The sequence below is a fragment of the Streptomyces sp. AcH 505 genome (assembly GCF_000818175.1).
GTDB lineage: Bacteria > Actinomycetota > Actinomycetes > Streptomycetales > Streptomycetaceae > Streptomyces.
Genome location: NZ_JTIY01000001.1, coordinates 4894425 through 4899599, shown reverse-complemented (window position 1 = coordinate 4899599; position 5175 = coordinate 4894425). Strand labels below are relative to the sequence as shown.

At 74.2% G+C, this 5175-nt stretch carries 3 protein-coding genes and 1 pseudogene; 1 reads left to right on the top strand and 3 read right to left on the bottom strand.

The annotated features are described in order from the left end of the window. A pseudogene (locus tag HY68_RS43945) lies at window positions 1-264 on the top strand (serine/threonine protein kinase); the annotation flags it as partial. Window positions 265-311: 47 nt separating this feature from the next. Here HY68_RS43945 and HY68_RS22350 read toward each other — a convergent pair. The 3 genes from HY68_RS22350 to cobT all read right to left on the bottom strand — a co-directional run. Continuing rightward, on the bottom strand, window positions 312-1115 hold the full coding sequence (locus tag HY68_RS22350) for an RNA methyltransferase (RefSeq protein ID WP_041996835.1): 804 nt from the start codon (window positions 1113-1115) through the stop codon (window positions 312-314). 4 nt (window positions 1116-1119) lie between these two features. Continuing rightward, the gene (gene cobA / locus HY68_RS22345; protein ID WP_041991542.1) at window positions 1120-2361 is read right to left on the bottom strand and encodes a uroporphyrinogen-III C-methyltransferase; all 1242 of its coding nucleotides are present in this window, start codon (window positions 2359-2361) and stop codon (window positions 1120-1122) included. A gap of 470 nt (window positions 2362-2831) precedes the next feature. Continuing rightward, the coding region (gene cobT / locus HY68_RS22340) for a nicotinate-nucleotide--dimethylbenzimidazole phosphoribosyltransferase (protein ID WP_063779670.1) at window positions 2832-5175 on the bottom strand (2344 nt) is incomplete at its 5' end.

Here is a 5175-nt window from a genome sequence, read left to right as displayed (position 1 = left end):
CCCCGGACGGGCGACCCGCGGCACGACTCGCGGCACGGCGACCCGCGGCACGACGCTCGGCATGGCGATCCGCGTCACGATCCGCGTCACGGCGACTCGCGGGCCGGCGACTCGCGCGCGGGCAACCGGCACAACACCGCGCCGCGCTCCACGTCGTCCGGGCGGCGCCCCGCCAATCCTCGGCTGTTGCGCCAGCGGCTGATCGTCTTCGTCGTGGTGACGCTGATCGTGGCGCTGGGGATCTGGGGCGCGCAGCAGCTCTAGCGGGGCGCGGCAGGGCACGGCTGAGCCGGGGTGAATCGCCGGCCCGTTCAGGGCCGGGTCGCGTAGAAGACCACCGCCGAGGCGGCCGCCACGTTGAGCGAGTCGACACCGGCTTCCATCGGGATGCTGACGTGCTCGTCGGCTGCGGCGAGGGCTCCCCTGGTGAGGCCGTCACCCTCCGTGCCGAAGACCAGGGCCAGCTTCTCGGCCTTCCGGGACACGAGTTCGTCCAGGGTGATCGCCCGGTCGCTCAGGCAGAGGGCCGCGACGAGGAAGCCCGCCGAGCGCAGGATCTCGGCGTCCCCCGGCCACGACTCCAGCCGGGTCCACGGCAGCTGGAAGACGGCCCCCATCGAGACCTTCACCGCCCTCCGGTACAGCGGGTCGGCGCAGCGCGGGGTGAGGAGGACCGCGTCGACACCGAGGGCGGCGGCGTTCCGGAAGGCGGCGCCGACGTTGGCGTGGTCGACCAGGTCCTCGAAGACGGCGATCCGCCGGGGCGGGTGTCCTTCGACCGTTTCGGCCACCGTGGGCAGCGGCTTGCGCCCCATGGAGGCGAGCGCCCCGCGGTGTACGTGGTACCCGGTGACCTGTTCGGCCAGCTCAGGGCTGACGACGTACACCGGTGCGTCGGTGGCGACGTCCCGCATCACCTCGACCCACTTGGCCGACAGCAGCATCGAGCGCATCGGGTAGCCGGCCCGGACAGCGCGTTTGATGACCTTCTCGCCCTCGGCGATGAAGAGTCCTTCGGCCGGTTCGCGCCTGCGGCGCAGCGCGACGTCGGTGAGGCCGGTGTAGTCGTACAGCCGGGGGTCGTCGGGGTCGTCGACCGTGATCAGCTCGGCCATGGGGTCAGCGGCCTCCGGCGAGCGCGGCGACATCGCCGAGGGCCACGACGTCGCCGATGACGATGACGGCCGGCGGGCGTACCCCTTCTTCCCGTACGACGTCGGCGACGGTCGCGAGTGTCGCGTCCACCCTGCGCTGGGCGGCCGTCGTGCCCTCCTGGACGAGCGCGACGGGCGTCCCGGACGGCTTGCCGTGCTCGATCAGGGCCTGGGCGATGGCGCCGATCTTGTCGACGGCCATCAGCAGCACCAGCGTGCCGCGGAGCCGGGCCAGCGCCGCCCAGTCGACGAGTGACCGGTCGTCGTCGGGGGTGACATGGCCGCTGACGACGGTGAACTCATGGGCGACGCCCCGGTGGGTGACGGGGATGCCCGCGGCGGCCGGCACGCTGATGGAGCTGGAGATGCCGGGTACGACGGTGCAGGCGATGCCCGCCTCCGCCAGTGCCTGCACCTCTTCCATGCCACGGCCGAAGACGAAGGGGTCGCCGCCCTTGAGCCGCACGACGGCCTTGCCGGCCTTGGCGTGCTCGATCAGCGCCGCGTTGATGGCCTCCTGGGCCATGGCACGCCCGTACGGGATCTTGGCGGCGTCGATCACCTCGACGTGCGGCGGCAGTTCGTCCAGCAGATCGCGCGGGCCGAGCCGGTCGGCGATGACGACGTCCGCCGCGGCGAGGAGCCTGCGGCCGCGGACGGTGATCAGGTCGGGGTCGCCGGGACCGCCGCCGACGAGGGCGACGCCGGGGGTGCGGGCGCGGTGGTGGGGTGCGGCGAGGGTGCCGTCGCGCAGCCCCTCGACGACGGCGTCCCGCACGGCGGCGGAGCGGCGCGGGTCGTGTCCGGTGAGCACTGCGACGGTGACGCCTTCGCTGCGGCCCGTGGCGGGCGTCCAGGCGGTGGCGGCGTCGGCGTCGTCGCTGCGTACGCACCAGGTGCGGGTACGTTCGGCCTCGGCGGACGCGGTCCGGTTGGCGGCGGGGTCGCTCGAAGCGACCAGCGCGTACCAGGTGTCGGCGAGGTCGCCCTCGGCGTACCGGCGGCGCTCCCAGCGGATCTCGCCGGCCTCTGCCATCGCCTCGACGGAGGGGGTGGCGGACGGCGATACGAGCACGACGTCGGCGCCGGCCGCGATGAGCGCCGGCAACCGCCGCTGCGCGACCTGTCCGCCGCCGATGACGACGACGCGCCGCCCGGCCAGGCGGAGTCCGACGGGGTAGGCGGGGTGCGTCGCGTGCTCGGCCATGTCGGTAGGGGCTCCTCGGGCGGGGTGCGGTCGTACGGTGGTGAACCGGCTGGTGGGACGGGGGGCGCCCCCGGCGACAACCTTACGGGCGCCCCGGGCGATGTCCCCCACCCCGCCCCTCCCCGAAGCCGGGGGCAGGCCCCCGGACCCCGGGATGGCCAGGGAGTGGCCACCTGCGGACGTGAGCCGCGCGGCGCGGGAAGTGCAAAGCCCAGGTCGGGCAGGGCCAAGGAGGCCGGACTTCCCTGGGTGCGGTGCGCCTCCGCGCCAAGATGACGCACGACTCAGCGGGCCGCAAGCCCCGGCGGGACGATGCGGCTCACCCGTCCGACCCGGCACCATCGCGCCCCCGGGGCCCCGGCCCCAGGGGAAAGCTGGGCTGATGCGCCCGCAGCCTGCGGGCACGCGCTACGCGGCGCGAAGCGCCGGGAAGGCCGCCGCCTCCAGCCAGGGCGTCGGCGGCCCCGCGGCTACTTCTCCGTCACTCCCGCCGAGTCGAACGTCGCCACCTCGTGCATCGCCCGTGCCGCGCTCTGGATCACCGGGAGCGCCAGCAGTGCTCCCGTGCCTTCGCCCAGGCGTAGGTCCAGGTCGACCAAGGGGCGCAGGCCCAGTTTGTTGAGGGCTGCCACGTGGCCCGGTTCCGCGCTGCGGTGGCCCGCGATGCAGGCTGCCAGGGCTTCCGGGGCGATGGCGCGGGCCACCAGGGCCGCAGCGCCTGCGCTCACTCCGTCCAGGATCACCGGCGTACGCATCGACGCTCCGCCCAGCAGGAAGCCGACGAGGGCCGCGTGTTCCAGGCCGCCGATCGCGGACAGCACGCCGATCGGGTCCGCCGGGTCCGGGCGGTGGAGTTCCAGGCCGTGGCGTACGACGTCGATCTTGCGGGCGTGCGTCTCGTCGTTGATGCCCGTGCCGCGGCCCGTCACCTCCGACGGGTCGCAGCCGGTGTACACGGAGATCAGCGCGGCCGACACCGTGGTGTTCGCTATGCCCATCTCGCCCGTGATCAGCGCCTTGTTGCCCGCCGCCACCAGGTCGCGCGCCGTCTCGATGCCGACCTCGATCGCCTGCAGGACCTCCTCGCGGCTCAGCGCGGGGCCCGTCGTGAAGTCGGCCGTTCCCGCGCGTACCTTGCGCGGCACCAGGCCCGCCGTCGCGGGCAGTTCGCTCGCCACGCCGACGTCGACCACGCACACCTCGGCCCCGACCTGCGTCGCGAACGCGTTGCACACCGCGCCGCCGCCCAGGATGTTGGCGACCATCTGGCCGGTGACCTCCTGCGGCCACGGCGTGACGCCCTGGGCGTGCACCCCGTGGTCCCCCGCGAAGATCGCGACAGCCGCGGGCTCGGGGATCGGCGGCGGGCACATCCGCGACAGCCCGCTGAGCTGCGCGGAGATGATCTCCAGCATGCCGAGCGCGCCGGCCGGCTTCGTCATCCGCTTCTGCCGCTCCCACGCCTCCCCCAGCGCCTTGGCGTCCAGCGGCCTGATCGTGGCGACCGTCTCGGCGAGCAGGTCGTGCGGCGCCTCACCGGGCAGCGCCCGGCGGCCGTACGTCTCCTCGTGGACGACCCAGGACAGCGGGCGGCGCTTCGACCAGCCCGCCTGCATCAGCTCGGGCTCGTCGGGGAACTCGTCCACGTACCCGACGCACAGATACGCCACGACCTCCAGGTGCTCGGGCAGTCCCAGCGCCCGGACCATCTCGCGCTCATCGAAGAAGCTGACCCAGCCGACGCCAAGTCCCTCGGCGCGCGCGGCGAGCCACAGGTTCTCGACGGCCAGTGCCGAGGAGTACGGCGCCATCTGCGGCTGCGTGTGGCGGCCCAGGGTGTGCCGGCCGCCGCGCGTCGGGTCCGCGGTGACGACGATGTTCACCGGGGTGTCGAGGATCGCCTCGATCTTCATTTCCTTGAACTGCTTCGCGCGGCCCTTGGGCAGCGACTTCGCGTACGCGTCGCGCTGACGCTGCGCCAGCTCGTGCATGCTCCGCCGGGTCTCGGCGGAGCGGATCACGACGAAGTCCCAGGGCTGCGAGTGGCCGACGCTGGGCGCGGTGTGCGCGGCCTCAAGGACGCGCAGCAGCACCTCGTGCGGGACGGGGTCCGAGCGGAAGCCGTTCCGGATGTCGCGCCGCTCGCGCATGACGCGGAGCACCGCGTCGCGCTCGGCGTCGTCGTAACCGGGCGCCGCGTCTGCCGGTCGCGTTGCTTCCGGTTCGGGCGCCGGTTCGGGCGCCGGTTCGGGCTCCGGTTCCGGCTGCGGCTCGGGTTCGTCCTGCGCCTCGGGCGCCGCTTCAGCCTGGACTTCGGGCTGCGGTTCGGGTTCCGGTCCCGGTTCGGGCTCCGGTGCGGGTTCGAGCTGAAGTTCAGGTTCGGGTTCGGGCGCGGGAGCCTGTGCCACCGGCTCGGGCTCGGGTTCCGGTTCCGGTGCGACCACGGCGTCCGGTTCCGGGGCTGCCGCCAGTACCTCGGGCTCCGGGGCCGGTGCCGGGACCGACGTCGGTGTCGGTTCCGGGATCCACGGCGTTCCGCCCTGCGCCGGCAGCGGCTCTTCGCGCGGGATGTCCAGGTACTCCGGGCCCGTGGTGGGCGGGCCCTGCTGGGTCCGTACCGGAGGTGTGTACGCGGGTGCGCTGCCCGCGGGCCCGCGGTCGGCCAGCGAGCGCACCACGCCGCCTGTCGGGTCCGGCAGGGCGGGGCCCATGTGCAGCGGGCGTCGCGGCGGCTGCGGAGTCACCGTTGGGGGCACCGCGGGGGCGGGGGCGGGCTCAGGAGCCGGTACGGGCTCGGGTGCGGGAGCCTCCGCC

Excerpts from the sequence above, each read along its gene's own strand:
- cobA (WP_041991542.1), bottom strand. The coding sequence starts at position 2,361 with ATGGCCGAGCACGCGACGCACCCCGCCTACCCCGTCGGACTCCGCCTG.
- HY68_RS22350 (WP_041996835.1), bottom strand. The coding sequence starts at position 1,115 with ATGGCCGAGCTGATCACGGTCGACGACCCCGACGACCCCCGGCTGTAC.